Source organism: Vibrio ponticus (genome assembly GCF_009938225.1).
Taxonomy (GTDB): Bacteria; Pseudomonadota; Gammaproteobacteria; order Enterobacterales; family Vibrionaceae; genus Vibrio; species Vibrio ponticus.
The window spans coordinates 2,689,712-2,714,657 of sequence record NZ_AP019657.1 but is presented as its reverse complement, the minus strand read 5'-3'; the positions used below and the strand labels follow the sequence as shown (position 1 = coordinate 2,714,657).

Sequence of the window (24,946 nt, the reverse complement as noted above, 5' to 3'; positions counted from 1 at the left end):
CCCCAATGAGCTTTTGGAACATGGGTGTCCAAAAGCTCTTATTGCTGTTCATATAGGGTGGCTTATGTTTGCCAATTTGAGCAAAAGTGTTCGTCAATATATGTTGGTGACCTTTAATTATTGGAATTTTACCGTCACGGATGGCGCACTGCGCATGCTGGTGGTGCTGTACTTTCATGATTTGGGCTACAGTACGCTAGAAATTGCCTCACTTTTCCTTTTCTATGAATTCTTTGGTGTCGTGACCAACTTAATTGGTGGTTGGTTAGGCGCAAGACTAGGTTTGAATAAAACCATGAATCTTGGTCTCGCGATGCAAATTGTTGCTCTCGCGATGTTAGCTGTACCAACCGCTTGGTTGACCATTCCTTGGGTGATGTTGGCTCAAGCGATGTCAGGTATCGCGAAAGATCTTAATAAGATGAGTGCCAAGAGCTCGATTAAGACACTCGTACCAGACGATCAGCAAGGTGCGCTCTATAAGTGGGTGGCGATCTTAACTGGCTCTAAAAACGCACTGAAAGGTGTGGGCTTTTTTGTCGGTGGTTTACTGCTCTCGCTGGTGGGCTTTAAGGCTGCGGTGCTGTTAATGGCGGGCGTATTAACGCTAGTGTTGATTGGCAGCTTACTTGGTCTTGAAAGTGATATGGGTAAAGCCAAGGTAAAACCGAAGTTCAGCCAAATTTTTTCTAAGTCTGAATCGATCAATATTCTCTCTGCAGCGCGCATGTTCTTGTTTGGCGCTCGCGATGTATGGTTTGTGATAGCCCTACCGATCTACTTGGGCAGCACGTTTGGTTGGCAGCATCTGTGGGTCGGTAGCTTCCTTGCCTTGTGGGTGATTGCTTACGGATTCGTGCAGGGGCTCGCGCCTAAAATTACCGGTAAAGCGCAAGGTCGTGTGCCGGATGGCGGTGCCGCGCTATTCTGGGCTGGGTTACTGGCTATCATCACAGCCGCGATTGCTTACGCCGTGCAGGTTGGTTGGCAACCGCAACTGGTTATTGTGGTTGGTCTCATGATTTTTGGTGCTGTGTTTGCGGTTAACTCATCGCTGCATTCTTACTTGATAGTGAGTTATGCCAAAGGCGATGGAGTCTCGCTGGATGTGGGCTTCTACTATATGGCGAACGCGATGGGGCGCTTAATTGGTACAGTATTGTCAGGCTGGGTGTTCCAAATGGCAGGCTTATCTGCTTGTTTATGGGTCTCGTTTGTCTTTTTGGCAATCACGACGCTAATTTCGATAAAACTGCCTAAGCTTGAGCAAGCGGCGACCTAATCGAGATTCATGTAAATTTAGCTTACGAAAAGCTGACTAAACCGTTACTTGTTATTGGTTTAGTCAGCTTTTTTATTGCTATATTCAATACAGTTCTTAATTTTAGTTGGTTGGGTATGAGAGAACGAGTTCGGTTTTTCGACTTATTGCGTTGTGTCGCCGCGGTTGCGGTTATTGCTATTCATGTGCTCGCTCCTTATCGGCATGAGTTAGGCTCAATACCTTTTGAACAGTGGGCGACGGCGGTTTCAATAAACAGCATTAGCCGTTGGGCGGTGCCGGTCTTTATTTTGATCACCGGAGCGTTAATGCTCAGTGATAAACGTGATTTTGAGCTCGGTTACTACATTAAACGCCGATTAGGAAAGGTGCTGGTGCCCTTTTTAATTTGGTCGTTGTTTTATGCCTATTTATCAGGATGGACAGCGCAAGGATTTGACGGGCAGGCTGCCAAAGAGGTATTGCTCGAGAGTCCTCACCACGCCACTTATTACCACCTTGGTTTCTTCTACTACTTTATTCCACTCTATTTCGTCATTCCGTTTTTCCAGTGGGTGGTGAAACAAGACAATGATGCGGCGTTGTATGCTTTCGTTGCTTTATGGTTGGTGACGACAACACTTTATCTGTTTGGCATTAATGGTCCATGGAGTGCCGAGCTTTGGCTCTATAGTGGTTATTTACCTCTGGGGTATTTGCTCTACCAAAAGCTTCCTTTGAGTCGTTCGGCGGTAATCAGTTTTACTTGGCTGGGTGTTGTTGCGTTGTTGGTGACGGTGTTTATGGTGCTCACCAATAGTGTCGAAGTAGGCAAGTATACGGTTGGGCGCTGGTTATCTTATAAGACTTTGAATGTCGTTATGGTGGCGAGCATGATATTTGTGGTGTGTCGCTATTTGAGTGATTTCCTTTCAGAGCATGCACATAAAGTGGTTGCGTTAATCAGTCAGCACAGTTTGGGTATTTATCTTCTTCATCCGATATTTTTATGGCCGATGAAAGCATTCGGTTGGCATCAAGGTCATCCAGGTTGGGTTATACCACTATGGATCATCATCAGTGGTGGAGGAGCGCTAGCATTGAGTTGTTTGCTAGCGCGCAGTAAAAAGACAGCATGGTTACTGCCGTAAGTCTTATGGACGTTTGATCGCGAAATGAAGGAACTTATCGCCTTGATAGGTAAGGGTTCCTTTATCTCCCGGATTTAATGCATGGAAGTAGTGGATGCCCACCTGAAATTCTCGTTTTGGTCCAATTCGTCCACGTTGTACATAAATCCAATATTCTTGGTCTTCCTGACCTGGTTGTGCATCTTCAATTTCGATTGCTTGCTTGTCGAGTACCGTCACATCGACGGATTGCTCAGGTGCGTTTTCACCTTGCATATGGCGACGATAGAAATTGCTAAACACCCATCCAGCTAAAATACACAGCAAAGCAATGGCGATAAATATTGAAATAGGCATCAGTTCCTCCCCGATGAACTTAAGGGAGCATTCTAGCTACTTTTTAGTGATGATGTTGACTATGCTCTGAGATATAAAGCACAGAATGGTGATATCGAAAATAGATCTTCGATCTACATCACAAGCTATTGACGATTAACTCGGTAATCTAGAGATGTAGACAGAATTCATTTGTATGATGACCCTTGTAACTTGTTAAATAACAAAGACAATAGAGACGGAGATTGTAGTATCAAACAGGGAGAGAAATTATGTCCGATATCGATAGCGTAATTACTCGCACGCGTAAAATTGAGCACTTACTGCGAACCCAATACCATGCAGAAGGTAAAGGGCTTCACCAGCTTATCACTAGCTGTGAAGAGCGTTTACCCCATAATGTGGTGGGTAAGCTGCGTTATATCGCTACGATTCGCAATAAGATTGTGCATGAGTATGACTATGAGTTAGAGAATCGTCGCGAGTTTCTTTCGGTTTGTGATGAGTGTGAGAAAGAGCTAACTCCGAGAAGCAGCCGCTTTATTTGGCGCGTAGCGATCTCCCTCATGACCTTGATTACCTTAGCCGCGATGCTGTTTTATTATGCACATTGGGATGTTTTATCGAAACACTTCTAACTTAGGTGGTGAAGTGCTTAAAAGTATTGGTTTTTATTCTTGGTTCAAAAATAGACGAATGTTTAATAGTTGAACATTTCTTGCTTGATACTGAGGCATAAAGCAAAAAAGGGACGCCAGTGGCGTCCCTTTCTTTTTTAATCTGACTAGTACATCATCATCGGCAGAGTCATCAAGCCTACGATGACCGCGATCATTACAAGTCCTTGTTTTTGTGAAGAAGTAATCATAACTCTGCTCCTTATATTCGATGATTTATTCTATGTATAAAAGAATAGCAGAATTTTAAGGGTTTGATCAAGGATCAAGCTCAAAAGAGTCATAAAAAACAAATTAATGGTCTCGATTATTGGCGTTAATCGCCTGTTTAAATGATGAAATTATCGTTTTTTGCACAAGATCATATTGTGATTTTGGTTTGTTTTTTGGTTTAACTGTTTGATAAATAATGAATTAAAAGTCGTTTAAATAATGTTCTATTGGTTTGTATTGGTTTTTGTGTCCTTCATTTTGCAAATCTTGTTTTTGCTTCATTTGTCACTGTTTTTACTTTTTACGCTCTGCTTTCATGATAGAAATTCTCATTTGTTGAGAGTTTTCTGACGAAAAATTTGCAAAATTTTAAATATGACTTAAACCACAAGATGACTTAGAGCCGATTTGTCACTATGCGTTCCTGTTTATGTTATTGTATTTTAAGTGTTTTTATCCATTTATTCATTGTGGGTGGTTTTGTTTGTTATGGGGTTATTCAGGTTTGTATGCAGAAATGGTGGTTAGCACTTGGTTCTGGTCGGTAAATTTAAAAAACAGGCTGACGAGAGAGTATCTGCATGATGTGAGCAACATCCGGTGGCGAGAATTGAATCGCAACCAAGATCCAAGTTTTGTTTGTCATATATAGACAATTCATGACTCAAGCCTAAACTGGCGGTTCGAATTTCTAGAGGTAATGTTATGTGGAGCTGGCTCGCTGTCGCACTCTCAGGGTTTATTACCAGCTCTGCTTGTGAAAATAACCAACCTAAACAAGCAATTTTTTTCTCCTGCTTTTCTCTATTCCTGTTATTAGTCATGCTTTGGAGCAAAGAGAGCTTAGTGGGACGCTTGGAGTGGTGGGTGTCTCTCGGACTCGTTATTTCGATGTTTGCCGATAGCCTCTATATCACCAAACGACTCAAGCGAATTTGTTTTGCTTGCTTTATTGCGGCGCAACTTTGCTATAGCACTTCGTTCTGGTTGCAACTTTCTGGTGAAGTGGTGTGGTGGCTAGCGGCGATGTTGCTGGCGATGGGCATCATGGCATTTTTCCTCTTACTGCCTAAAATCGATCGTCTTATCTTCCCTGTTGTCATCATGGGAATGGTGTTACTGCAATTGAATTGGGTTACTGGTGAACTATGGCTGTTGCAGCATAGTCAAACCGCTCTGCTGGCGTTTGTTGGTAGCCTATCTTTGACCACTTCTGCCGCATTGTTAGCGATTCATGACTATCGTCACTCCTTGCCGTTGGGGCGTTACTTAATTTCTGGCACTTATCTGTTGGCTCATTGCTTGATAACCGCTTCCTTCATTATTTGATATCAAAGAAAGGTTGTTGCTTTCTCATCTATCCTATTTGGGTTTCAAATCCACAGGAGTTATTCATATGAGTGAAGTTCATGCTCACAAAGTGTTAAACCTACTACGTGAAAAGCCGATGAGTGAAGAGGCGCTACGCCAAACTGTACTTGATGAGTTTGGTGCAGATGCTCAGTTTCGTACGTGTAAACTGTCAGGTTTTAACTTTGATCAGTTGTTTAGCTTCTTTATTGAACGTCAAAAGATCACGCAACAAGGTGAGCTTTGGGCGGTGAATCAAGAGCGAGTTTGCAGCCACTAATAAAGGTGTGCTTGTAAAGCCCAGTCGGTTTTACAAATTGGGCATTATCTTCGAGATAGGGTTATACTTCGCCGCAAAGTCTTGGAGGTAATTAATGGACATTCTTTCTGCGGCGACGCTGCTGTTTTTGATCATGGACCCGCTGGGCAATCTGCCGATTGTTCTGTCGATCTTAAAGCATTTAGAACCCAAACGACGCCGTATCGTACTGATTCGAGAGCTCTTTTTTGCGCTGGCGATTTTGTTGTTGTTCCTGTTTGCGGGTAAAAGCATTATGGCTTTTCTGCATGTTCAGCCAGAAACTCTGAGTATCTCTGGTGGTATCATCTTATTTATTATCGCAATAAAGATGATTTTTCCGGCGGCAGGCAGTGTTACCGGTTTGGCGGCAGGTGAAGAGCCATTCATTGTGCCGATGGCAATCCCAATGCTCGCAGGACCGTCAGTGATTGCGACCATCTTATTGCTTTCGAGCCAGCATCCGAACAATCTGTTAGAACTGTCTGGTGCGGTAGTGCTTGCGTGGACGGCAACGTTTGTGATTTTGATGTTCTCCGGCATCTTGCATCGTCTATTGGGCGAGCGAGGTCTTAAAGCGGTAGAGCGTTTGATGGGCTTGTTGTTGGTGATGATATCAACGCAGATGTTCTTGGATGGCATGAAAAGCTATATGGGCATGTAATCCCAGTCCGATTAAAATAAAAACGCCGCTCAAGAGAGCGGCGTTTTTTTACATCATATGTTTACGACGAATGTCGAGTAGGGCAAAGATACCAAAGATTAAGATTGACCACTTCTCCCATCGGCTCATATTGATCTTGTCGCCAAAGGCACCAATGAAGATCAGCATTTGTAAGCCATGCATCATAAATAGGAAGGCAGTCAAAATATAAAGTGCGATGGCTGCGTTGCCTGGGAATGGCATAAAAAAGTTTAATAGCAGAATAAACCACACAAAACCGATGGCGGCTTTGGCTAACAAAATCAGTGCTTTCATTTTATTTCCTTATGCTGATTGTCGTTGGTAGAGACGGAAGCTCACCTGACCTGCCGTTTTATCACGGTGTAGGTGCCAGCTTTCCGGTAGACCTTCAATGGTCAGCTCTTTTTCTGTTTCAATGTAAATCATGGCATCTTCTGCCAACCAGCCGTTTTGCTCAAGTAACGCGATGGTTTCGCTTAATAGACCTTTGCGAAACGGTGGGTCGATAAAGACGACGTGGTGCGGTGTACCTGGTTGGGCTAAAAAGCTCAACGCATCGGTGTTTTTCGCCACAATGTTATCCGCTTTCAGTGATGCGATATTCTGCGCCAATTGTTTATATGCCGCAGGGTTGAGCTCAATCAACGTAACCATTTCAGCTTGGCGTGAAGCCGCTTCAAAACCGAGACCACCAGAGCCGGCAAAAAGGTCTAAGCACTTCGCTTGCGGCACATCTTGTGCTAACCAGTTAAATACCGTTTCTTTCACGCGGTCAGTGGTAGGGCGTAGCCCTTCAGCGTCATGAACGGGTAATTTTCGTCCACGCCATAAGCCACTAATAATTCGGACAAAGCCGGTTGAAGTTTTTTTTTGTGATGTGTTTTGCTGGCGACGTCTTACCATAGATTTTTTGACCGCTAATAAAGTGATACTATACCCAGTCGCTCAGCGTTTACGCGCTGAGTACAGCCAAATTTCATTGATGACAAAGTGTAACCTTAAATTGCCTTTAAGGTGGTAACTTTTCACTCTGTTGTCATTTTCTTTTTCAATTTGCGTAAGCTTAACGAGAAAGACTTAGAATTAATTAAGACAATCTAGGATATCCCCAGATGACGGAAAAAAAGAAGCGCGGATTGCTCTCTTGGCTTGGTTTTGGTGATGATGACCAAGCGAAACAACCAGAACAAGAGCAAAAGGTAGAACAGACTCAAGCTGAAGTGGTGCCAGAAGAGGTTGTTGAGCAGGTTGAAGAGCAAGAAACCGTTGCCGAACCAAAGCAAGAGCAGCAAGCTGCTAAAGCAGAAGCAGAAGCAGAAGCAGAAGCACCAGTCGTTGCTCCAGCAGAGCCACGAGTGCAAGAGCAAGCAAAACCAACAGAAAGCTTTTTTGCTCGCCTAAAGCGCAGCCTTGCGCGCACGAAAGCAAACATCGGTGCTGGTTTCTTTGGTTTGTTCAAAGGTAAGCAGATTGATGACGAGCTGTTTGAAGAGCTGGAAGAACAATTGCTGATCGCTGACGTCGGTATGGACACCACGCTTAAAATTATTGAGAACCTAACTGAAAAAGCGTCTCGTGCCGATCTTAAAGATGGTGAAGCGCTTTATGGTCTACTCAAAGAAGAAATGGCGGAGATCTTGTCTAACGTTGAGCAGCCACTTGAAGTGGACACCAGCAAAACGCCTTATGTGATCTTAATGGTTGGCGTAAACGGTGTAGGTAAAACCACCACCATCGGCAAGTTAGCGAAGCAATTCCAATCGCAAGGTAAAAAAGTGATGCTTGCGGCAGGTGATACCTTCCGTGCTGCGGCGGTAGAGCAGTTGCAAGTATGGGGTGAGCGTAATGATGTTCCGGTTATTGCTCAGCACACTGGCGCTGACAGTGCATCGGTTATCTACGATGCTATTGAAGCGGCGAAGGCGCGTGGTTTTGACGTAGTGATCGCAGATACTGCGGGTCGTTTACAAAACAAAGCTAACCTAATGGAAGAGTTGCGTAAGATTGTGCGTGTGATGAAGAAGATTGATGATTCTGCACCACACGAAGTGATGTTGACGTTAGATGCTGGTACTGGTCAAAACGCGATTAGCCAAGCGAAACTATTTAGCGATGTGGCACCGATTACAGGTATCACTCTGACTAAGTTAGATGGTACGGCGAAAGGTGGCGTGATCTTTGCCCTCGCCGATCAATTCCAAATCCCAATTCGTTTTATTGGTGTGGGTGAAGGCATTGATGACTTGCGTCCGTTTGAAACACAAGAGTTTATTGACGCACTGTTTAGCCGCGAAGATTGATCGGTTTGTGAGTAAGAGGAACAACGGGTGATTAAGTTTCAGCAAGTAAGCAAAGCTTACCGAGGTGGTCGACAAGCTCTGCAGAAAGTCGATTTTCATCTGCGTCGGGGTGAAATGGCATTTTTAGGTGGTCATTCAGGAGCGGGTAAAAGTACTTTGCTCAAGTTGATATGCGCCATTGAGCGTCCTACCGATGGCAAGATCAGCTTTAATGGACACGATATCACTCGTATTCCAAATAAAGACATCCCTTTATTGCGTCGCAATATCGGGATCGTTTTTCAAGATCATCGTTTATTGATGGATCGCTCGGTGTACGACAACGTCGCTCTGCCAATGCGTATTGAATCTATCTCTGAACATGAGATCAAACGTCGTGTTTCTGCGGCGTTAGATAAAACCGGTTTATTGGATAAAGCCCGCTGTTTACCTAGCCAGTTGTCTGGTGGTGAGCAGCAGCGAGTAGGTATTGCTCGTGCGGTAGTCAATCGCCCGACGCTGTTATTGGCCGATGAACCGACGGGTAATCTGGACCAAGAGTTGTCGGCACGTGTGTTGCGATTGTTGGAAGAGTTTAATCGTGCAGGGGTAACCATATTGCTTGCTACCCATGATGTTAACCTTGTTAACTCGCGCCCTCAGTATCGTCACTTGGAATTAAACCAAGGCTTTTTGAGTGAGGTCGAAGACTATGGTCGCTAATAAGCGCAACAACAAGGCGGCGAAAAAAAGCGAACGCGCTCAGCGTGATGGCTATTTTGCTATCCACTTTAAACAGGCGAAAGCCTCATTTATGAACTTATGGTCACGTCCTCTAGGTAATATTCTGACCTTGGCCGTGATTTCAATGGCGCTCACTCTACCCGCAACTCTTTATCTGTTAGGTAAAAACGTAGCGGTAGCGACAACCAATGTTGCCGGTCCTTCTCAGGTGAGTGGCTATATAAAAGAGCAGACGCCAGAGCCGCGTATCATGGTGTTGAAAGATGAACTGGAGAGTTTGTCTGAGGTAGCAAAAGTTGAATATATTTCGCCGCAACAAGGCTTAGCCGATCTCAGCCAATATTCTGGTTTTGATCAAGCGATCTCATTGCTTGAAGACTACTCGTTGCCAGGTGTGTTAGTGATCACTCCGGCAATAGACGATAAGCAAGCCGTAAAAGCTTTGGCGAAACGCATTCAAGCGGAAGAAGAGATCACCGATGTTCGCCTTGATGAAGACTGGTTTAGTCGCTTAGACGCGATTAAAAACTTGGTGACGGGTATCGTTGTGACCTTGTCTGTCTTGATGCTGGGTTCGGTGTTCCTCATTGTGGGGAATACGCTGCGATTTAATGTACAAGCCAATAAGCATGAAATTCAAACCATGAAGTTGATAGGTGCAACTGACAGCTTTATTTTGCGACCATATCTCTATTCTGGAATGTGGTTTGGCTTACTTGGTGCACTAACGGCTTGGATTCTTACAGCGTTAATCACAGTTCTGCTTAATAGCAGTGTTGAACAGTTGGCGCTTCTGTATGATAGCCGCTTCCGATTAATCGGGCTGAGTTGGGATGAGACCTTACTGCTATTGATGTTGGGTACCTTCCTTGGGTGTTTAGCGGCGAAAGTCTCTGCCCAGCGCCATCTCAATGAGATAGAGCCTGTATGATCAAGTGATCAAAAAATTATCACTATTTATCTTGAAAAAAGTATACGCTACCGTATACTTTTTCTTTCTTTGCACTATTAGTTAAAACTTTTGTTTCAACTATTTTGGTTCTGACTGCTTGAATCCTGTTCATTTTGGGTTCAGTATTGATGGGCTAAAACATACTCCAGATCATAGTTTGATGAGGACTTGAATGACTAACCAAGCGTATTCGATAGCTGTAGTTTCACAAGATAGCTTAGATAGCTACATTCGCTCAGTGAATGGCTACCCAATGCTAACAGCTGATGAAGAGCGTGAACTAGCTGAACGTTTACATTACGACGGTGAGATCGATGCCGCTAAAGGCTTGATCCTTTCGCATCTGCGTTTCGTTGTCCATGTGGCTCGTGGCTACTCAGGTTACGGTTTGCCAATGGCTGACCTAATTCAGGAAGGTAACATCGGCTTGATGAAAGCAGTGAAACGCTTCAATCCAGAAGTGGGTGTTCGCTTAGTATCATTTGCTGTGCACTGGATTAAAGCTGAAATCCATGAATATGTACTGCGTAACTGGCGTATCGTTAAAGTTGCGACCACTAAAGCGCAGCGTAAACTGTTCTTTAACCTACGTAAGTCGAAGAAACGTCTTGGTTGGTTTAATAATGGTGAAGTTGAAACCGTTGCGCGTGAGCTAGGTGTGGAGCCAGCAGAAGTGCGCGAGATGGAATCACGTCTAGCGGCACAAGATGCAACGTTTGAGTTTACGGCTGACGATGATGACAATGGTAGTGTCAGTGCGGCACCTATGCTGTATTTAGAAGATAAGTCTTCAGATGTCGCAGAGAACGTTGAAGCGGCAAACTGGGAAGCGCATACCAATAATCGATTAGGATTGGCATTAGCGAGCTTAGATGAGCGCAGCCAGCATATCGTTCGCTCACGCTGGTTAGTGGATGATAAGGCAACCTTACAAGATTTGGCTGATAAGTATGGCGTTTCAGCGGAGCGTATTCGACAGTTAGAAAAGAATGCGATGAAGAAACTGAAGATGGCAGTGGGTGAGATGTAACCCAAGCGTCAATAAGAATCACAGAAAACCGAGATCAAATGATCTCGGTTTTTTTATGCCTGATCGCCGGTGGTGATCTGTTTTTTGTTCGATAGCCTGTGGGTAACTCTGTGAGGAAATTCTTGGTTAGATGTCAGAAAGCGGGGTGAATAAAGGCTTTGAAGGGGGATTTGAATTGGGGATATAGTTCTAATTACTCACAAAAAAATAAGGATCATCACAACATCTAGTGGATCGAAATTGAATTAGACACTTTATCAACGCAATCCACAGAGTTATCCACAAATGGTGAAGAAGTGATCGCAAGTGGATAACCCTATTGCTATCGTGTACTTGTTGAGCACTGGATAGGTTACAATGCTGACATTAAATAAAACCAATAGAGAAAGTAAATGGACCAGTTTCAGCATATCGATGTACAAGCAGCACATGATTTGATGGAGAGTGCTCAAGCGCACATGCTTGATATTCGTGACCCACAGTCATTTGCGGTGGCACATGCCTCACAAGCATTTCATTTAACCAATGATACGATTAATCAATTTATGCAAGAGGCTGATTTTGAGGAACCGATCTTAGTGATGTGTTATCACGGGATTAGTAGTCAAGGTGCTGCACAGTATTTGGTTAACCAAGGCTTTGAGCAGGTGTATAGTGTTGATGGTGGCTTTGAAGCTTGGCATCGCGCCAACTTACCCGTTGAAACTAACTAGGTAGTACTATGATCAAACTGATTACTCTTACCCATCCAAGAATGGCACAAGCCTTTATTGACTATATGGCATCACGTCATGTCGATATTAAGATGATGCCCGAGGGGGGAGGTCAGTTTACCTTATGGCTGGTGGATGCTCAGCATCAGGTAGAAACCGAAGCCGAGCTTAAGATGTTTCTCGATAACCCCAACCATGCTAAATACCAAGCCGCATCATGGGATATGGCGGAATCACGACAAAATAATTTCCGGTATAACTCGCCAAGTATGCTCGCGATGGTTAAAGCGAAGGCGGGACCATTTAGCTTATTGATCATGGCAAGCTGCATCCTGATCTTTGTCTTGCAGCAGTTCGGTGCGGGGCGACCGGTTTTTGATGCGTTGCATTTTCCAGCCTTTGCTGGACAAGAGTGGCAAATTTGGCGTTGGTTTAGCCATGCCTTATTGCATTTTTCAGTAATGCACATCGCTTTTAACTTGTTATGGTGGTGGCAGCTTGGTGGTGATATTGAACAGCGCTTAGGCAGTGGCAAGCTGATCAAAGTGTTTTTGCTGTCGGCTGCCATTTCTGGCTTTGGTCAGTATTGGGTCGAGGGGGCGAATTTCGGTGGTTTGTCTGGCGTTGTCTATGCGTTAGTCGGTTATATCTGGATGTTTAGCTACCGAGCTCCGAGTCGAGGGCTACTTATGCCCAAACCCATTCTCGGTTTTATGCTGGTCTTTTTAGTGCTTGGTTTTGTGCAGCCATTTATGGCCATCGCCAATACAGCACATCTAGTTGGGTTACTTTCGGGCATCGCCATCGGTTTATGGGATACTCGAAAATAGAAAAAGCGGCATGCGCCGCTTTTTTTGTATCTGCAGTTTGCTTATCGTTATTGGTAGAGATACTTGGTAAACAGTAAATCTGCGATAACCGTTTTACCGGTTTCAGGTAAGAGGATTTTGTTCAGTTCCGCAACTAAGCTTTTACGCATATCTTCGCGCCCTGCTAAAGATTTCACGGTTGCTTCCGTCTGTTTACCGAGCATTTCAATCACTGCATCACGAATTAAAGGTTGATGCTTTTCAATGATCGGTAAGTCGATTTGGTTGGCGACCATGATGTCGATACGTACTTGGATATAGCCCAGTCTGTTGCCTTGAGTATAGAAGTTCGTGGTTAAATCAGGTTCTAGGGTAAAGTAAGCAAGCTGCGGTGTACTCGGCTCTTCACTTGCCATGCTAGGTGCTGCGAAAATCAATGCAACAGCTGCAAATATTTGGACTAGGTAACGTTTAAACATATTTCTAACTTTTCTTTCTTCTGATCACGATATTCGAATCGCCGGAGTCTTGTTACAATAGAGCATCTATTTGTAAGGAATAATGGTGAATTGCTTGCTCTGCAGTTCACCCATAAATTGTAGCTTTATTGTACGCGATAGAGCGACTGATTGAATACTGTATGAATCAAATGATTGCGCTTTATTTGTCTTCACTGCGCCAAGTGGAATGGCAACAGCCTGAAAAGTTTAACTTTCCTTCTGAGATAGCAAAGGAATGGTTACAAGAACAAGGCTCACTGTCACGCTTACTCGAAACTTATTGCCAACAATTGAATGTAGATCTATTCCACAATGATATTGTTGCACCCACTCAACTTGATCAACAGGAATTGAGTTTGTTGACTGCTGAGCAATGTCTGTTGCGCAAAGTGGTACTCAAAGGCGATGGTGAGCCTTGGGTTTTAGGTCGAACCCTGATCCCAGAATCCTCATTAGTCGACCAACCGCATGATTTGACTCAGCAAGGGGAAATTCCACTAGGTTTGACCGTGTTTAGCTCGAACAATGTTAAACGTGATGCCTTGCAAGTCGCTTGGGTGAAGACGCCAAGCGGTTTGTGTTTAGCGAGACGTTCGCGTTTGTGGATGAATGATAAACCGATGCTGGTCGCCGAACTGTTTTTACCGAGTGCACCGATTTACTCAAAGGAGAGAGCATAAATGACTGCCACAAAAGCGCGTGCTTATTGGCAATTAATGCGAATGGACAAGCCGATAGGTACGCTGTTATTACTTTGGCCGACGATGTGGGCATTGATTATCGCGGCACAAGGTATTCCGAGTATCGAAGTGTTACTGGTTTTTGTACTCGGTGTGGTATTAATGCGAGCGGCGGGCTGCGTTATCAATGACTTTGCTGATCGCAAGGTGGATGGGCATGTAAAACGAACTCAACATCGTCCGTTACCATCGGGTTTGGTTAGCAGTCGTGAAGCGGTGACATTATTTATCGTCTTGGCGCTACTTTCGTTTGTCCTCGTGCTGACGATGAATCCATTGACGATTAAGCTTTCGTTTGTCGGTATCTTTCTTGCGTTTATTTACCCGTTTATGAAGCGCTATACGCATCTGCCACAATTATTTTTGGGTTTGGCTTTTAGTTGGGCGATTCCAATGGCCTGGGCTGCGCAAGCGAATGAATTGCCGCCAATGGTGTGGTTTTTGTTTGTCATGAATGCGTTGTGGACCATTGCCTACGATACTCAATATGCGATGGTTGACCGCGATGATGACCTGAAAATTGGCATTAAATCGACCGCAATTTTATTCGGACGTTTTGACAAAATGGTGATTGGCGCATTGCAACTGATTACCCTGATGATGTTGATTGCTTTGGGGATGTGGTATTCGTTAGGCACGAGTTTTTATTGGAGTGTTTTGGTTGTCGGTGCGCTGTTTGTTTTCCAGCAGCATTTGATTCGCCATCGTCAGCGCGAACTGTGTTTCCAAGCTTTTCTCAATAACAACTATGTGGGTATGGCAGTCACACTTGGTTTGCTAGTGGCATTTTGGTAAATCGACCAAGCCAGCGTTTATAGCGAGCGACAACGAGAAATAGAAAAGGGCATCGAATGATGCCCTTTTTCGTTGCTGAGAACTTACTCTTCCGTTAGTTGCTCTAACTCGCAATGCTCTGCTGCTTGGCAGACGCTTTCACGAATGGTTAGACGAACTTCGGGGTAAAGCATGGTGTAAAGCAGTTCAGCAAATTGGCGCGTTTTCTCTAAGTCACAGTTGCCATCAATATCAAGATAGTGTTGCTCTTTCAACGTGGTAAACAACGCAGCAAAAACGCCTTTATCGAAGAACTCTGGAGCATTGATGCCATGTAGACGCCCTAGGCGCTGAGCAATATCTTGGCTCTTGATTTCAAGATCAGATTTGCCAAGCTCTGGCATTGCCACCAATAAATTCAGTGCAATTGAGTAACGTTGCAAAGTTTCAGAGATAGTTCGACCAAGCAGAACCAGTACCTGAGTATTGTTTTGCTTAATTTCCACCATCTCTTGCTCGATGCTGATCAATCCTTGGTTAGCCAGCTCGTTGACATAGGCCTCGACTGCTTGATCCAAGTTTGTTTCATCAATGCTCAAGAATAATTCTTGCTTTAAGAATGGGTACACCTGAGCTACATTGGCTTTGATTTGCGCCATGGTGAGCTTTTGGCGGCGTACTAGCATTTGAGCAATCAATGCAGGGATAGCAAACAAGTGAATAATGTTGTTACGGTAGTAAGTCATTAGGATCGATTGGTTGCGGTCAAGCGATACAATTTCACCCATAGTGTCCGTTTCTAATACAAACTTATCCAGTGACTCCGCGTGTTTTACTAACGTTTCTGCATCTTCATTTGGTACTGTACAAGTTGAAGAGTAAGGCACGTTTTTCAGCAATGACAGGTAGCAATCGATTTGTCGCACCAAGCTATCACGTGAGAGTGCGCGTTGGCGTGATGCCAGTAAAGCTGTCGCACATAGTGTTAAGGCGTTGGCAGCCGCGGCATCATTAATATGCGTCATCATCTTGGTGGCGAGACCATTCACCACCGGCGTTAACCATTGTGGTTTAGAACCGCCCATCGGGTCGATATCTTTGGTCCACTCTGGTGCATGCTCATTGAGGTATTGGTTGACTGGGATCGGCTCACCAAAATTCACATAGCCTTGACCAAAGTTGCGCAGCTTACGAATGGTGCGTAGTACAAGACCGGCATTTTCTTTCTCTTTGCGGCTGCCACGCAATTCTTTTGCGTAGGTGCCGACTTCCATGACATGCTCGTAACCAATATAAACCGGTACAAGAGTTACAGGGCGATTTAGACCGCGCAACATCGCTTGAACTGTCATTGCTAACATACCGGTTTTTGCTTGTAACAGACGACCAGTACGCGAGCGACCACCTTCACTGAAGTATTCTACCGAGTAACCTTTAGCAAATAGCTCCGCTAGATACTCACGGAAAATCGTAGAGTAAAGCTTATTGCCTTTGAAGCTGCGGCGAATAAAGAAAGCACCACCACGGCGGAAAATAGGACCAGCAGGGAAGAAGTTTAGGTTGATACCAGCAGCGATATGCGGTGGAACCATTCCCTCGTGGTACAAGACATACGAGAGTAATAAGTAGTCCATATGACTGCGATGACACGGCACATAAACAATTTCATGACCATCTTGCGCTAAGCGACGCACTGTCGCAGCGTTGTTGATGTTGAGTCCTTGATAGATGCGATTCCACAGCCACCCCAGCACTCGGTCACCATTGCGTACTAAAGAATAAGAGAAGTCAGCCGCAATCTCATCCATAATGTCATGAGCTTCTTTGCGCGCTTTTTCTAGTGAAATATCTTTACTGCTCGCTTCGTCTTCAATGGCTTTCTCAATCGCTTTGGATTTCATTAGACGATTAAATAGCGCTTGGCGACTTGGTAGATTTGGACCAGAAGCTGCCAATTTTTGGCGAGAGAAGTGGATGCGAGCGACGCGGGCAAGTTTATGTGCAATGGAAGCGTCGGTGCCATGAGAGCTCGCCATATAGCGTAATGAAACCACTGGGCTGATGCGCACTAAACAGTCACGACCTGATAGCAGGACAGCTTTGGCTTTTTGTGGTCCGTTGAGCGATTGTAGGTAAGTTGCGTGCTTACCTTCTTTACCCGGTTTACGTCCCCAAAGTACGGTAACGGGAATGACCTGAACATCCAACTCGCTGTCTTCTTTATGAAGTGCTAGTAGTTCAGAGAAGAGAGCGATAGACTCTGCGGGCACATCGCTGTCGTTGCCGATAACGGTTTGGCGCGAAGAGGTAAATACGTAGCGATTAAAGCTTTTGCCATTTATCTCAAGAGGCTCTAACGGGTCAGGTAGACCCAGTGACTTCACCTGCTTTTGCAGGCTAAGTAAGTCCACAGCAGAACGGTAAGGTAGTGCGTAAACAATGGGCTTGTTAATATCAATGCTATGATCTTCAATCGGATTTGAAGGTATAGCCGTTCCCTTTACCAGCACCGAAAGCGGCAGCTTTAAAAGCGAGCGTGATAGTGAACGTCCAGAAGACATAAAGGTTCTTTGCCTCGATTAGATAATAAGCATATTTCCAGTTCTTTGAGTCTAGAACTCGAAATATGCCCAAGCGATTTTTTTAGGCAGCAAGGATACCAGAAACTGGTCGAACCTTTTAATTATTATTGAATGGAAAACCAGCAATTCTGGTGATGATTGCGCTTAGTGATTACATTTTTGAGAGATTATTGTGAAACCAAATACCACTCATGGTTTAAAACGTTTAATGAATGCCACTCGCTATTCATGGCAAGGGTTGGTCGCAGCGTTTAAAAATGAAGCGGCTTTTCGTGAAGAGATTTTGTTGGCTGCAATTATGTTGCCGGTGGCGTTTTGGCTTGATGTGACTCAACTAGAACGCATTCTGTTGGTGGCGACTGTTGTGTTGGTATTGATTGTTGAATTGATCAACAGCGCGATCGAAGCGGTAGTTGATCGAATCGGATCTGAGCGTCATGAACTCTCGGGTCGCGCGAAAGATATTGGTTCTGCAGCCGTGCTATTAGCCATGCTATTAACGGCTTATACTTGGGCGACGATCCTGTTTTTCTAACCCTCTAAAAAATCATCAATTCGCTTTTCATTTGTTCAGTTACTGGATATACTCACAGTTAACTGTATAAAAAGACAGGTGACTTATGAAGCCGTTAACGCCCCGCCAGCAACAAGTTTTTGATTTAATCAAAAGTAAAATTGATGATACCGGCATGCCGCCAACGCGTGCTGAAATCGCAAAAGAACTCGGTTTTCGTTCAGCGAACGCCGCTGAAGAACATCTGAAAGCACTTGCTCGTAAGCAAGCGATTGAAATTATTCCTGGTGCCTCTCGTGGTATCCGTATTCTGCTCACAGATGATGCGGCAAACGATGCTCAAGGTTTGCCTCTTATTGGTCAAGTTGCTGCTGGTGAGCCTATTTTGGCGCAAGAGCATGTTGAAGCTCACTATCAAGTGGATCCAAGCATGTTTAAGCCACAGGCAGACTTTTTACTGCGAGTTAACGGCGAGTCGATGAAAGATATCGGTATTATGGATGGCGATCTGCTTGCTGTGCATAAAACCCAAGATGTACGAGATGGACAAGTTGTGGTTGCCCGTGTAGACGATGATGTGACCGTTAAGCGTTTAGAACGTAAAGGCTCTACCGTGCTGCTACATGCAGAAAACCAAGAATTTGAACCAATCAAAGTGGATCTAACCAGCCAGCACTTAGCGATTGAAGGCATTGCGGTGGGTATTATTCGTAACACCGATTGGATGTAATTATTAACTGCAAGCTAATGAGAAAGATTATCATTAGCTTGTTTTTCTAATTGATATTCATTATCATCTTTATTATTGCTAATTAAGGAAGATGATAATGGCTGGCCCGCAACGACCCCCTAAAACTCGCTATCAGATCCCAGCGAATTTGCTACAGCCATTATGGTTTCGCAGCCGAGAGAGTTTGGCTGATGATGGCTTGGTTTACGATCCAATCGCCGCCAGTGCGTGTCACCGCTGTAAGCTCGCCCCAGAGTGTTTTTCAGGTGATATCGCTCAAAAGCAACTCCTACATGCCACACTCACTCAGTTATGTGATGAGCAAGTGAACGCCTTCCTTAAACAAAACCCTGATGGCTGGATTATTAATGTCGGCGCCGGTCTCGATACGCGCTTTTATCGGGTCGACAATGGCTTATGCCATTGGATAGAGTTAGATGTCACTGAAAACTTACTGTGGAGACAGAAGCTGTTCCACAATAGTGAGCGTTATCATCACCAGTGCGGCAGTGTGACTGAACTTTCATGGCTCGATGAGCTGAATATTCCTGAAAAAGCACCAGTAATGTTGGTGTGTGAACACGCATTGCTCGATATTCAGCAGCCTCAAGTCGCGAGTTTTGTTCAAGCACTTGGACGCCATTTTGATGATGCCCGAGCCTGTCTCGTTCTCGCTGGAGATTTAAGCCAGACTAAACTCGGACAAGGAATGGGCTCTGGACAATACGCTCACGGCTACGAGTCGGCTCGAGATGCGATGCTGCAATACCTACCATGGCTCCGCCGAGTGAGGATCTTTTCTCCTTTAGATAAACATTGTCACCGCTGGAAGTGGTGGCAGCGTCTATTAACTAATTTTTCAGCGATTAAACGTCGTCTCACGCCAGTAGTAGTTCTGCTTCGCTGGTGATCCAGTTACACTTTGCGCATCTTGAGTGCAAAGTAGTAATTTCGTGGATATTTTTCAAACTCTTTCTAATCGAGCGATGCATAAGCAAGTGCTATCGCTCGCGATTCCTATGGTGCTATCTAATGTGACGGTTCCGCTACTCGGTTTGGTCGATGCCGCGGTGATTGGTCATTTGGAGCATGCCTGGTATTTAGGCGGTGTCGCGTTAGGTGGCATGGTGATCAGTGTGACTTTCTGGCTACTCGGCTTTTTACGCATGTCGACGACAGGGTTAGCCGCTCAAGCATGCGGTGCCAGTGAACGTCATCAACTTGGTCTTGTTTTTGTCCAAGGTCTAATGATGGCGTTGGGTTTTGCTTGCTGTATCTTAGCGTTACACCCTTGGCTCAGCGATTTTATCTTCAATTACAGTGATGCCAGTGCGGAAGTGAAGCACTATGCTGAGCAATACTTCACTGTGCGTATTTGGAGTGCGCCTGCTGCATTGGCAAACTTTGTACTATTGGGTTGGTTGCTTGGTACGCAGAATGCCAAAGCACCGATGTGGATGGTGATCATTACTAACCTAACCAATATCCTGCTCGATATCCTATTTGTTATTGGCTTTGGTTGGAAGGTGGAAGGAGCGGCGCTCGCTTCGGTTATTGCGGATTATTCCGGAGCAAGTTTTGGTCTTTTATGCGTCGCCCACACGTGGAGAAAGCAGCAACTGCCGGCGTTTTTCTCACTGTTGAAAGAGACCTCTAATGGCATTATGCGTTTTGTGAAGCTTAATCGAGATATCTTTTTGCGTTCCTTATGCTTACAGGCGACATTTACCTTTATGACTTTTCAGGGGGCGAGCTTCGGTGATGAAATCGTTGCCGCTAATGCTGTTTTGATGAGTTTTCTGATGTTGATTTCCTATGGCATGGATGGGTTTGCCTATGCAATGGAGGCGATGGTTGGTAAGGCGATTGGCGCAAAAGATCGACAACAGCTATCTCAGTCATTAGTAGGGACGTTTTTCTGGAGCTTCATTATCTGTACCACATTGACAGTCATTTTTGCTGCGGCAGGATCAGGGTTGATCAATTTGATCACGGATATTGATTCGGTTCATGATACCGCTTTGAATTATTTGCCTTGGTTGGTGGCAATGCCGCTTGTCTCCATGTGGTGCTTTCTATTGGATGGCATTTTTATTGGCGCGACGAAAGGGCGAGAGATGCGAAACGGTATGTTTGTTGCCACAAGCTGCTTCTTTGCGATGTTTTACTTGTTCTCTGATCTTGAGAATCACGCATTATGGCTGGCGATGCTCAGTTTTATGGCGATGAGAGGTATTACTTTAGCGATAGTATTGGCTTACCAGTGGCAGAAAGACCGTTTTCTTGCGTAAGCTTACAATGAAAAGCCGCTGATTAAAGCGGCTTTTTACGGACGTATCACCGTCGATTAAAACAGTCGATTTAAGCCATTTAGTGCGGCTACGCGATAAGCTTCAGCCATCGTCGGATAGTTGAATGTGGTATTGACGAAATACTCAATGGTATTCGCTTCGCCTTTTTGCTCCATAATGGCTTGCCCGATATGGATGATTTCCGCAGCACGCTCACCAAAACAATGGATGCCTAGGATTTCTTTCGTCTCGCGATGGAAGAGAATCTTTAAGCTACCAATATCTTTACCCGCAATTTGTGCACGAGCAAGGTGTTTGAAAGACGATCGACCTACTTCATAAGGTACTTTAGCGGCAGTCAGTTCTTGCTCGGTTTTACCCACTGAGCTGATTTCAGGAATGGTGTAGATCCCGGTTGGAATATCGTCAATAAGGTGGTTTTCCGCTTGCCCTTTAGTGATCGCTTGGGCGACGAATCGACCTTGGTCATAAGCGGCACTTGCTAAACTTGGGTAACCAATCACATCACCCACAGCAAACACATGTTCGACTTCAGTTTGATAATTGCTGTTAACCTTTAACTGACCGCGAGAGTCGGCGGCAAGTCCTAGTGCGGCAAGATTGAGTTTTTCTGTATTACCTGTGCGGCCATTGGCGTATAGGATACAGTCCGCCTTCATCTTCTTACCGGATTGTAGATGGACAATCACGCCATCTTCGGTCCCTTCAATTTGTTCGTAAGTTTCGTCATTACGAATCACCACGCCACTATTCCAAAAGTGATAAGAAAGGGCATCAGAGACTTCATTATCTAAGAAGCTCAGTAGGCGATCTCGTGTATTGATTAGATCGGTTTTAACCCCAAGTCCACGAAAGATAGAGGCATACTCACAGCCAATTACGCCCGCGCCATAAATAATGATATGGCGAGGGTCGTGTTTAAGGCTGAGAATGGAATCACTGTCGTAGATGCGTTCATGGTTAAAGTCGACATTTTCTGGGCGATACGGGCGAGAGCCAGTTGCAATCACGAATTTATCGGCAGTGTATACCTCTTCGCTACCATCACTCTGCATGACCGCAACCGTATGACTGTCGGTGAAGCGGGCTGCGCCAAATAGGAGTGTACATTCGTTACGGTCGTAGAAGCCTTGGCGAAGACGAGTCTGTTTATCAATGACAGTTTTGGCGTGGTTGAGGATATTGGAGAAGGTGGAGTGTAAGCTGGTGTTATTTTTGCAAAATAATGGGTTGTTGTTAAATTCAATGATACGACTGACAGCATGACGAAGTGCTTTTGAAGGAATGGTTCCCCAGTGTGTACAACCGCCCCCAACACTGCTCTCTTTTTCTATGATTGCGACGTTAAGACCGGCTTTAGTCAGCCCCATTGCGGCTCCTTCGCCGCCAGGTCCGCTCCCTATTACAATGACATCAAAATGATTGCTTACGGCCATAACTTATTCCTTGTTATACTGTTTTAACATTGCTTTAGCGTGATTTTAACGATTTCTCGCTGTGGGTAAATGTTTGTCACACTAGAGAGTCGACGTGATCACGTGGAACAGATGAAATTTGTCGTTTTTACTCTGTGTGAGATCTCTAATTTGAGGAGAAAGGATTGTATTTGCTACCCAACTGGGGTTTATTTCACCCTAGCGAGGAAAGGCTTAAGTCATAAGGAGAATCATTGTATATTAGGGAATCCCTTGTCAGGAAAAGTAGAAAGTAGAACATGAAAACCATGGGAATTCGCGCGCAGCAGAAAGAGAAAACGCGTCGTTCATTAATTGATGCCGCATTCAATCAGTTGAGTGCAGACCGAAGCTTCTCAAATTTAAGTCTTCGGGAAGTCGCGCGTGAAGCGGGAATTGCTCCTACCTCATTTTATCGTCACTTTAAGGATATGGATGAGCTAGGATTAACCATGGTCGATGAAGGTGGCTTGTTGCTGCGTCAATTGATGCGTCAAGCTCGTCAACGGATTGTCAAAGAGGGCAGTGTCATTCGTACCTCTGTGGAAACCTTTATGGAATTCATCGAGAGTAGCCCTAACGTTTTTCGTTTATTACTACGAGAACGCTCAGGAACCTCTTTTGCTTTCCGAACCGCTGTAGCGCGAGAAATTCAGCATTTTGCGGCTGAATTAACCGAATTTTTGATCAGTACAGGAATGAGCCGCGACGAAGCCTTCACCCAAGCAGAAGCGTCAGTCACATTAGTATTCAGTTCAGGCGCGGAAGCTCTAGATCTCGATCGACGTGAGCGTGAAATTTTAGCTGAACGTTTGATCATGCAGTTGCGAATGATAGCCAAAGGGGCTTATTGGTATCGCAAAGAACGTGAACGTAACCGACTAAAAGGCGGGATAGATTAATGTCTAATGAAAATAATCCAATTAATCATGGTTCGGAAAAGAAAACACTGGTTCTTGCTCTAATTGCAGGTATGTGTGGTGACTCATTGCTTTCATGGCTAACAATGAGTGAGGTTAGTTTCTCAATTTTCCCAATCATTGCGCTGGTATTGGCTGTTCAAGCGCTATACAAAGAGTATCTAACTAACCCAGTTTCTGAGGACATCCCTCTAGTAGGACTGGCGTGTTTCTTTGTCGGTGCATTTGGACACTCGGCTTTCTTAAAAGCTCAATACCCAGAAGCAGGCTCTAACTTCTTTGCCATTATGGTATCAATGTTACTGATGCTATGGATTGGTAAGAAACTTGGCTATATGTCTAAGAAAGAAGAAAAAGTCGCTGAATAAGCACAAAAAAACGAGCCTAAGGGCTCGTTTTTTTATCGCTATAATTGAACGTTGAACGGTTATTCGTTACTTACGTTCAAGCATCACACCCGCTTCCATATGGTGGGTATATGGGAACTGATCGAACAGAGCGAAACGGGTTACTTTATGCGTTTCACTTAGCACATCTAAGTTCTCTTTCAATGTCTCTGGATTACAAGAGATGTAAAGCACGCGCTCGTAACCTTGCACCATCTTACACGTATCAATATCCATACCCGAACGCGGTGGATCAACAAAGATGGTGTTGCAGTTGTAGCTGTTTAAATCGATACCCGCATCTTTCAAACGACGGAACTCACGTTGACCTTCAATCGCTTGGGTAAACTCCTCCGCAGACAGACGAATAATTTGTACGTTATCGATCTTGTTAGCCGCGATGTTGTACTGCGCAGACTCAACCGATGGTTTCGCTAGTTCTGTCGCCAGTACGCGGTTAAAGTTTTGCGCCAACGCCAAAGAGAAGTTGCCGTTACCACAGTAAAGTTCAAGTAAGTCACCTTCGCTGTCTTGCGTACAGTCGACCGCCCACTCTAGCATTTTGGTGGCGACTTTAGCGTTAGGTTGGGTAAAGCTGTTCTCAACTTGTTGGTAGATATACGGCTTACCATTAACATCCAGCTTCTCTACTACGAAGTCCTGGTCGAGAACGATCTTCATTTTACGCGCACGACCGATCAGGTTTAGGTTGAAACCTTCATCGTTTAGGCGTTGTTTGAGTGCTTTTGCTTCAGTAATCCACGCATCATCCAGTTGACGATGGTAAAGCAGAGAAACCAGAACTTCGCCGCTCAGTGTCGATAGGAAGTCAACTTGGAATAGCTTACGACGCAGTGACTCGTTATCTTTCATTGCTTCCATTAGTAATGGCATCAAATCATTGATTAGGCGGCTTGCGGCAGGGAACTGATCAACACGGTATTTTTCACGAGTTTCTTGGTTAAACATGATGTAGTACATGTCTTCACCTTCGTGCCACACGCGAAACTCTGCACGCATACGGTAGTGCTGCTCTGGTGATTCAAACACTTCTAACTCTGGCACATTGTATTGAGCAAACATCTCATTGAGACGTTCAACTTTCTCAGCCAATTGTTGCTGATAGTGCTGTGGATTTACATCAAGACTCGCCATAGTAATAACCTTTGTATGGTGCATTTTAGTTAAGAGCGCAGATTTTATTCGATATCAACCATATGTCCAGTTTTGCGAAGGCGCAGGGCAAACTTTCGCGTAATAAAATGAGACATCAATTCTATCAATGGTTACTAAATTATAGCGCCATCAGATATTTGCTGGACAAATAACCAACGGTTCAATACCATCTCTGCGAAGCTGGTGCTATCTAGAAGTATAGATGGCTGAAAAGGGAATCTGGTGAAAATCCAGAACTGACGCGCAGCGGTAATAGAGAACGAACTCTCATAAGACACTGCACCTAGCATGGTGTGGGAAGTCGAGTTAGTAGATTACGATGTAAAGCTCTTAAGTCCGAATACCTGCCAGCAACTGAGCACACTATTGGAAGCAAACCTT

27 protein-coding genes and 1 riboswitch are annotated in these 24,946 nt (G+C 44.7%); of the genes, 20 read left to right on the top strand and 7 right to left on the bottom strand.

The window, feature by feature from the left end:
- The first annotated feature begins 64 nt into the window (after nucleotides 1-64).
- Both arsJ and GZN30_RS12200 read left to right on the top strand, forming a co-directional pair.
- Nucleotides 65-1,282 (top strand): organoarsenical effux MFS transporter ArsJ, encoded by a 1,218-nt coding sequence (gene arsJ, locus GZN30_RS12205; RefSeq protein WP_075649194.1) that lies wholly within the window; start codon nucleotides 65-67, stop codon nucleotides 1,280-1,282.
- A gap of 116 nt (nucleotides 1,283-1,398) precedes the next feature.
- Nucleotides 1,399-2,412 (top strand): acyltransferase, encoded by a 1,014-nt coding sequence (locus tag GZN30_RS12200; RefSeq protein WP_075649195.1) that lies wholly within the window; start codon nucleotides 1,399-1,401, stop codon nucleotides 2,410-2,412.
- A 3-nt stretch (nucleotides 2,413-2,415) separates the two neighbouring features.
- Here the strand turns inward: GZN30_RS12200 and GZN30_RS12195 are convergent, their stop codons facing one another.
- Nucleotides 2,416-2,748 carry a DUF2500 domain-containing protein gene (locus tag GZN30_RS12195; protein ID WP_075649196.1) on the bottom strand — a complete coding sequence of 111 codons (333 nt, stop codon included), beginning with the start codon at nucleotides 2,746-2,748 and terminating at the stop codon, nucleotides 2,416-2,418.
- A gap of 251 nt (nucleotides 2,749-2,999) precedes the next feature.
- Between GZN30_RS12195 and GZN30_RS12190 the strand changes: the two genes are divergently transcribed.
- From GZN30_RS12190 to GZN30_RS12175, 4 genes are all read left to right on the top strand, one after another.
- A complete protein-coding gene (locus GZN30_RS12190; RefSeq protein ID WP_075649197.1) occupies nucleotides 3,000-3,365 on the top strand; it encodes a DUF4145 domain-containing protein in 366 nt (121 codons plus the stop codon).
- 957 nt (nucleotides 3,366-4,322) lie between these two features.
- Entirely contained in the window at nucleotides 4,323-4,946 is a 624-nt protein-coding gene (locus tag GZN30_RS12185; protein WP_075649198.1) for a lysoplasmalogenase, read from the top strand.
- Nucleotides 4,947-5,013: 67 nt separating this feature from the next.
- Nucleotides 5,014-5,247 (top strand): YecH family metal-binding protein, encoded by a 234-nt coding sequence (locus GZN30_RS12180; protein ID WP_075649199.1) that lies wholly within the window; start codon nucleotides 5,014-5,016, stop codon nucleotides 5,245-5,247.
- 94 nt (nucleotides 5,248-5,341) lie between these two features.
- The gene (locus GZN30_RS12175; protein WP_075649200.1) at nucleotides 5,342-5,929 is read left to right on the top strand and encodes a YhgN family NAAT transporter; all 588 of its coding nucleotides are present in this window, start codon (nucleotides 5,342-5,344) and stop codon (nucleotides 5,927-5,929) included.
- 48 nt (nucleotides 5,930-5,977) lie between these two features.
- On the opposite strand, the gene GZN30_RS12170 is transcribed toward GZN30_RS12175, so the two are convergent.
- Both GZN30_RS12170 and rsmD read right to left on the bottom strand, forming a co-directional pair.
- The gene (locus tag GZN30_RS12170; protein ID WP_075649201.1) at nucleotides 5,978-6,244 is read right to left on the bottom strand and encodes a DUF1145 domain-containing protein; all 267 of its coding nucleotides are present in this window, start codon (nucleotides 6,242-6,244) and stop codon (nucleotides 5,978-5,980) included.
- A gap of 9 nt (nucleotides 6,245-6,253) precedes the next feature.
- Nucleotides 6,254-6,853 (bottom strand): 16S rRNA (guanine(966)-N(2))-methyltransferase RsmD, encoded by a 600-nt coding sequence (gene rsmD / locus GZN30_RS12165; RefSeq protein WP_075649202.1) that lies wholly within the window; start codon nucleotides 6,851-6,853, stop codon nucleotides 6,254-6,256.
- A 209-nt stretch (nucleotides 6,854-7,062) separates the two neighbouring features.
- Between rsmD and ftsY the strand changes: the two genes are divergently transcribed.
- The 6 genes from ftsY to glpG all read left to right on the top strand — a co-directional run bounded on the left by ftsY (nucleotide 7,063) and on the right by glpG (nucleotide 12,498).
- Nucleotides 7,063-8,250: a signal recognition particle-docking protein FtsY gene (gene ftsY / locus GZN30_RS12160; protein ID WP_075649203.1), complete on the top strand. Its 1,188-nt coding sequence runs from the start codon at nucleotides 7,063-7,065 to the stop codon at nucleotides 8,248-8,250.
- Nucleotides 8,251-8,277: 27 nt separating this feature from the next.
- Nucleotides 8,278-8,952, top strand: coding sequence for a cell division ATP-binding protein FtsE (gene ftsE / locus GZN30_RS12155; RefSeq protein ID WP_075649204.1), 675 nt, complete (start codon nucleotides 8,278-8,280; stop codon nucleotides 8,950-8,952).
- The gene (gene ftsX, locus GZN30_RS12150) at nucleotides 8,942-9,904 is read left to right on the top strand and encodes a permease-like cell division protein FtsX (protein ID WP_075649205.1); all 963 of its coding nucleotides are present in this window, start codon (nucleotides 8,942-8,944) and stop codon (nucleotides 9,902-9,904) included. The genes ftsE and ftsX overlap by 11 nt, the downstream gene beginning before the upstream one ends.
- A 193-nt stretch (nucleotides 9,905-10,097) precedes the next feature.
- Nucleotides 10,098-10,955, top strand: a complete 858-nt coding sequence (rpoH, locus tag GZN30_RS12145; protein WP_075649206.1) for an RNA polymerase sigma factor RpoH — start codon at nucleotides 10,098-10,100, stop codon at nucleotides 10,953-10,955.
- A gap of 392 nt (nucleotides 10,956-11,347) precedes the next feature.
- Nucleotides 11,348-11,668, top strand: coding sequence for a thiosulfate sulfurtransferase GlpE (glpE, locus tag GZN30_RS12140; protein ID WP_075649207.1), 321 nt, complete (start codon nucleotides 11,348-11,350; stop codon nucleotides 11,666-11,668).
- 8 nt (nucleotides 11,669-11,676) lie between these two features.
- The gene (gene glpG / locus GZN30_RS12135; RefSeq protein WP_075649208.1) at nucleotides 11,677-12,498 is read left to right on the top strand and encodes a rhomboid family intramembrane serine protease GlpG; all 822 of its coding nucleotides are present in this window, start codon (nucleotides 11,677-11,679) and stop codon (nucleotides 12,496-12,498) included.
- Nucleotides 12,499-12,545: 47 nt separating this feature from the next.
- Here glpG and GZN30_RS12130 read toward each other — a convergent pair whose 3' ends face one another.
- Nucleotides 12,546-12,956 carry a flagellar basal body-associated protein FliL gene (locus GZN30_RS12130; RefSeq protein WP_075649209.1) on the bottom strand — a complete coding sequence of 137 codons (411 nt, stop codon included), beginning with the start codon at nucleotides 12,954-12,956 and terminating at the stop codon, nucleotides 12,546-12,548.
- 161 nt (nucleotides 12,957-13,117) lie between these two features.
- Between GZN30_RS12130 and GZN30_RS12125 the strand changes: the two genes are divergently transcribed.
- Entirely contained in the window at nucleotides 13,118-13,657 is a 540-nt protein-coding gene (locus tag GZN30_RS12125; RefSeq protein WP_075649210.1) for a chorismate lyase, read from the top strand.
- Entirely contained in the window at nucleotides 13,658-14,512 is an 855-nt protein-coding gene (ubiA, locus tag GZN30_RS12120; protein ID WP_075649211.1) for a 4-hydroxybenzoate octaprenyltransferase, read from the top strand.
- An 83-nt stretch (nucleotides 14,513-14,595) separates the two neighbouring features.
- On the opposite strand, the gene plsB is transcribed toward ubiA, so the two are convergent.
- A complete protein-coding gene (gene plsB, locus GZN30_RS12115) occupies nucleotides 14,596-17,052 on the bottom strand; it encodes a glycerol-3-phosphate 1-O-acyltransferase PlsB (RefSeq protein ID WP_075649212.1) in 2,457 nt (818 codons plus the stop codon).
- A gap of 193 nt (nucleotides 17,053-17,245) precedes the next feature.
- Here plsB and GZN30_RS12110 point away from each other — a divergent pair, with 193 nt between their 5' ends.
- The 4 genes from GZN30_RS12110 (at nucleotide 17,246) to dinF (ending at nucleotide 20,608) form a co-directional block, all read left to right on the top strand.
- Nucleotides 17,246-17,608, top strand: a complete 363-nt coding sequence (locus GZN30_RS12110; RefSeq protein WP_269472801.1) for a diacylglycerol kinase — start codon at nucleotides 17,246-17,248, stop codon at nucleotides 17,606-17,608.
- Nucleotides 17,609-17,693: 85 nt separating this feature from the next.
- The gene (lexA, locus tag GZN30_RS12105) at nucleotides 17,694-18,317 is read left to right on the top strand and encodes a transcriptional repressor LexA (protein WP_075649213.1); all 624 of its coding nucleotides are present in this window, start codon (nucleotides 17,694-17,696) and stop codon (nucleotides 18,315-18,317) included.
- Between the two features lie 97 nt (nucleotides 18,318-18,414).
- The gene (locus tag GZN30_RS12100) at nucleotides 18,415-19,227 is read left to right on the top strand and encodes a class I SAM-dependent methyltransferase (RefSeq protein WP_075649214.1); all 813 of its coding nucleotides are present in this window, start codon (nucleotides 18,415-18,417) and stop codon (nucleotides 19,225-19,227) included.
- Nucleotides 19,228-19,303: 76 nt separating this feature from the next.
- The gene (gene dinF, locus GZN30_RS12095) at nucleotides 19,304-20,608 is read left to right on the top strand and encodes an MATE family efflux transporter DinF (RefSeq protein WP_171972061.1); all 1,305 of its coding nucleotides are present in this window, start codon (nucleotides 19,304-19,306) and stop codon (nucleotides 20,606-20,608) included.
- A gap of 56 nt (nucleotides 20,609-20,664) precedes the next feature.
- Here the strand turns inward: dinF and sthA are convergent, their stop codons facing one another.
- On the bottom strand, nucleotides 20,665-22,065 hold the full coding sequence (gene sthA, locus GZN30_RS12090; protein WP_075649216.1) for a Si-specific NAD(P)(+) transhydrogenase: 1,401 nt from the start codon (nucleotides 22,063-22,065) through the stop codon (nucleotides 20,665-20,667).
- Between the two features lie 278 nt (nucleotides 22,066-22,343).
- Between sthA and fabR the strand changes: the two genes are divergently transcribed.
- Together fabR and GZN30_RS12080 are read left to right on the top strand one after the other, a co-directional pair.
- A complete protein-coding gene (gene fabR / locus GZN30_RS12085) occupies nucleotides 22,344-22,985 on the top strand; it encodes an HTH-type transcriptional repressor FabR (protein ID WP_075649217.1) in 642 nt (213 codons plus the stop codon).
- The gene (locus tag GZN30_RS12080) at nucleotides 22,985-23,371 is read left to right on the top strand and encodes a YijD family membrane protein (protein ID WP_075649218.1); all 387 of its coding nucleotides are present in this window, start codon (nucleotides 22,985-22,987) and stop codon (nucleotides 23,369-23,371) included. The genes fabR and GZN30_RS12080 overlap by 1 nt, the downstream gene beginning before the upstream one ends.
- 66 nt (nucleotides 23,372-23,437) lie before the next feature.
- Here the strand turns inward: GZN30_RS12080 and trmA are convergent, their stop codons facing one another.
- Complete coding sequence (trmA, locus tag GZN30_RS12075) at nucleotides 23,438-24,544, bottom strand: tRNA (uridine(54)-C5)-methyltransferase TrmA (protein ID WP_075649219.1); 1,107 nt, start codon at nucleotides 24,542-24,544, stop codon at nucleotides 23,438-23,440.
- A 185-nt stretch (nucleotides 24,545-24,729) separates the two neighbouring features.
- A riboswitch (cobalamin riboswitch) is annotated at nucleotides 24,730-24,931 on the top strand.
- Nucleotides 24,932-24,946: the final 15 nt, after the last annotated feature.

Excerpts from the sequence above, each read along its gene's own strand:
- arsJ (WP_075649194.1), top strand. The coding sequence starts at position 65 with ATGTTTGCCAATTTGAGCAAAAGTGTTCGTCAATATATGTTGGTGACC.
- GZN30_RS12200 (WP_075649195.1), top strand. The coding sequence starts at position 1,399 with ATGAGAGAACGAGTTCGGTTTTTCGACTTATTGCGTTGTGTCGCCGCG.
- GZN30_RS12195 (WP_075649196.1), bottom strand. The coding sequence starts at position 2,748 with ATGCCTATTTCAATATTTATCGCCATTGCTTTGCTGTGTATTTTAGCT.
- GZN30_RS12190 (WP_075649197.1), top strand. The coding sequence starts at position 3,000 with ATGTCCGATATCGATAGCGTAATTACTCGCACGCGTAAAATTGAGCAC.
- GZN30_RS12185 (WP_075649198.1), top strand. The coding sequence starts at position 4,323 with ATGTGGAGCTGGCTCGCTGTCGCACTCTCAGGGTTTATTACCAGCTCT.
- GZN30_RS12180 (WP_075649199.1), top strand. The coding sequence starts at position 5,014 with ATGAGTGAAGTTCATGCTCACAAAGTGTTAAACCTACTACGTGAAAAG.
- GZN30_RS12175 (WP_075649200.1), top strand. The coding sequence starts at position 5,342 with ATGGACATTCTTTCTGCGGCGACGCTGCTGTTTTTGATCATGGACCCG.
- GZN30_RS12170 (WP_075649201.1), bottom strand. The coding sequence starts at position 6,244 with ATGAAAGCACTGATTTTGTTAGCCAAAGCCGCCATCGGTTTTGTGTGG.
- rsmD (WP_075649202.1), bottom strand. The coding sequence starts at position 6,853 with ATGGTAAGACGTCGCCAGCAAAACACATCACAAAAAAAAACTTCAACC.
- ftsY (WP_075649203.1), top strand. The coding sequence starts at position 7,063 with ATGACGGAAAAAAAGAAGCGCGGATTGCTCTCTTGGCTTGGTTTTGGT.
- ftsX (WP_075649205.1), top strand. The coding sequence starts at position 8,942 with ATGGTCGCTAATAAGCGCAACAACAAGGCGGCGAAAAAAAGCGAACGC.
- rpoH (WP_075649206.1), top strand. The coding sequence starts at position 10,098 with ATGACTAACCAAGCGTATTCGATAGCTGTAGTTTCACAAGATAGCTTA.
- glpE (WP_075649207.1), top strand. The coding sequence starts at position 11,348 with ATGGACCAGTTTCAGCATATCGATGTACAAGCAGCACATGATTTGATG.
- glpG (WP_075649208.1), top strand. The coding sequence starts at position 11,677 with ATGATCAAACTGATTACTCTTACCCATCCAAGAATGGCACAAGCCTTT.
- GZN30_RS12130 (WP_075649209.1), bottom strand. The coding sequence starts at position 12,956 with ATGTTTAAACGTTACCTAGTCCAAATATTTGCAGCTGTTGCATTGATT.
- GZN30_RS12125 (WP_075649210.1), top strand. The coding sequence starts at position 13,118 with ATGAATCAAATGATTGCGCTTTATTTGTCTTCACTGCGCCAAGTGGAA.
- ubiA (WP_075649211.1), top strand. The coding sequence starts at position 13,658 with ATGACTGCCACAAAAGCGCGTGCTTATTGGCAATTAATGCGAATGGAC.
- plsB (WP_075649212.1), bottom strand. The coding sequence starts at position 17,052 with ATGTCTTCTGGACGTTCACTATCACGCTCGCTTTTAAAGCTGCCGCTT.
- lexA (WP_075649213.1), top strand. The coding sequence starts at position 17,694 with ATGAAGCCGTTAACGCCCCGCCAGCAACAAGTTTTTGATTTAATCAAA.
- GZN30_RS12100 (WP_075649214.1), top strand. The coding sequence starts at position 18,415 with ATGGCTGGCCCGCAACGACCCCCTAAAACTCGCTATCAGATCCCAGCG.
- dinF (WP_171972061.1), top strand. The coding sequence starts at position 19,304 with ATGCATAAGCAAGTGCTATCGCTCGCGATTCCTATGGTGCTATCTAAT.
- sthA (WP_075649216.1), bottom strand. The coding sequence starts at position 22,065 with ATGGCCGTAAGCAATCATTTTGATGTCATTGTAATAGGGAGCGGACCT.
- fabR (WP_075649217.1), top strand. The coding sequence starts at position 22,344 with ATGAAAACCATGGGAATTCGCGCGCAGCAGAAAGAGAAAACGCGTCGT.
- GZN30_RS12080 (WP_075649218.1), top strand. The coding sequence starts at position 22,985 with ATGTCTAATGAAAATAATCCAATTAATCATGGTTCGGAAAAGAAAACA.
- trmA (WP_075649219.1), bottom strand. The coding sequence starts at position 24,544 with ATGGCGAGTCTTGATGTAAATCCACAGCACTATCAGCAACAATTGGCT.